The sequence below is a fragment of the Oscillibacter sp. CAG:155 genome (assembly GCA_000436875.1).
Classification (GTDB): domain Bacteria; phylum Bacillota; class Clostridia; order Oscillospirales; family Oscillospiraceae; genus Oscillibacter.
The window spans coordinates 1-1,778 of record FR890923.1 but is presented as its reverse complement, the minus strand read 5'-3'; the positions used below and the strand labels follow the sequence as shown (position 1 = coordinate 1,778).

Annotated in this window: 3 protein-coding genes; all 3 read left to right on the top strand. The window is 51.1% G+C overall.

Annotated features, from left to right (window positions below):
* Positions 1–861 (top strand): hypothetical protein (locus QZL67_RS06695; RefSeq protein WP_292920033.1); only part of this gene is annotated, 861 nt, incomplete at its 5' end.
* Positions 862–965: 104 nt separating this feature from the next.
* Positions 966–1,280: a hypothetical protein gene (locus tag QZL67_RS06690; protein WP_022289971.1), complete on the top strand. Its 315-nt coding sequence runs from the start codon at positions 966–968 to the stop codon at positions 1,278–1,280.
* The coding region (locus QZL67_RS06685) for a DNA adenine methylase (protein WP_292920031.1) at positions 1,273–1,778 on the top strand (506 nt) is incomplete at its 3' end. The genes QZL67_RS06690 and QZL67_RS06685, both read left to right, overlap by 8 nt.

The following is a 1,778-nucleotide window of genomic DNA, read 5'->3' as shown; positions in this document are numbered from 1 at the left end:
CAGGGATTGGATCACTACCAGCTCCTCTATGGAGCAGAGGACGATGTGCTACTGGGACGATTCGTCATGGAGCATATTCACACCCCCACACACGCGGCACGGGGCTACCTTGACCCGGAAATTGTTGGGGCAGCCTATCGGGAACATGGTTCAGGCAGTTTTGTTGAGAACCACTATGTAGAGCGGCTGAACCCCGATCGTCCCTTGCCGGAGGTAAATCCCAACGAGCCGCGACTTATCACCGGTGAGTATGCAATTCGGGTCAAACTGGTAAGCAGGAACAATATGGAGGGTGTCTGGATCGGATTCCCCGACACAGGCGAATACATGGATACCGCCCACCCGGATGAGCTGCTTCTCGGGCTGGATGCCTTGCAAGCAGAAACACTGGATCAGTGTATGGCGGTGGATGTGGATTGCGCGCTTCCTCAGATCACCGACATTCTCAATCAATATGACTCCGCAGGAGAATTGGTTCGCCACGCCATTGACTTCGGCTATGTCTGGGCGGAACAGGGCCAGGGAGAACCCCACTGGATGGAAAAATGGCAGTGCGTGATGGAATTGGAAGACTGTCACCGTCTGGATTTGGCATTGGATCTCGCTCAAAACCTCCACTGTTACGAATTTATTCCCCGAGGGGTTGATCTTGCCCAGTATGGCATGGACCTGGCCCGAAAGGAGGGTGTACTTGGCCAGGATCCGCTGCTCATCCAATGCTTTGACTCGGTGGCCTATGCCCAGCATCACATGGCAAAATATGGTCTGTCCACAACAGACCATGGCTATGCAGCCAGGAATGAGCAAGAGATCATTTACGAATACAGCCAGCCAGAACATGAACCAGAGATGACCATGTAATAACCTCGAATCAAATAAGGGGCCGTTTTTCCGAAAGGGACAAAACGGCCCCTTATTTTTTTGCACCCTTTTTCGGTAAAACGTGTCCGGAAAGGGAGGCATTTATGCGAGAAGAAAAGTTGTTGAACTATTTGAAAACTTCCTGTCATGGCCGTGAAAATCGGAAAAGCGGCAGGGAATTGGCTCGGACGCTGGGCATCCATGTCAAGGACCTTCAAAAGTTGGTAAAACGACTGCGGAAGAAAAAGAAACCCATTGCCAGTGACCAGTACGGTTATTACTATGCTGCCACCGCAGCTGAACTCTGTGACAGTATGGATTTTCTCCAGGGTATGGCGGACGGTCTAATGGAGGACATCCGTAATATGAGAGGAAGCCTTAACAGCTACAGAGAAAAGGAGGGCGAACAAAATGGCTAAGCCCTTCTTTCCATGGATGGGGAACAAAGAGAAACTTGTCCCTTACATCCACCAGCTGATACCGCCTCATGTGAAACAGTTTACAGAGGCGTTCGGCGGCAGCGGCGCTGTCATCTTAGGTCTGCAGCCAAAGAAGGGCCGGTTGGACATTTATAACGACCTGAACGACGATTTGTTCAATGTGTTTTGCTGCGTCAAAGAAAAATCGTTCTCACTGGCCAAAGAACTGAAGTTTCTGCCGGTGCATGGCAGGACACCCTTCGCCTTCTACCGCGATATGGCCGCTCATGAGCCGGACTTCTATCGGCATATTGAGGAGGAGAAACGAGTTGTAGCGGAGTCCACTTGTTTTACCGAAGAAGAGATCCGAGAACTGCTCACGATCCTGGATGGCAACGCAAAACTTTTTGATGTGCGGCGGGCAGCGGCTTTTCTGTTCACCACTTACGGCAGCTTCAGTGGGACAGGAAATTCTGTTGGCATTAAAACTGTGGACCC

Bases quoted from the DNA above. Each gene is read 5' to 3' on its own strand.
- QZL67_RS06690 (WP_022289971.1), top strand. From the start codon at position 966: ATGCGAGAAGAAAAGTTGTTGAACTATTTGAAAACTTCCTGTCATGGC.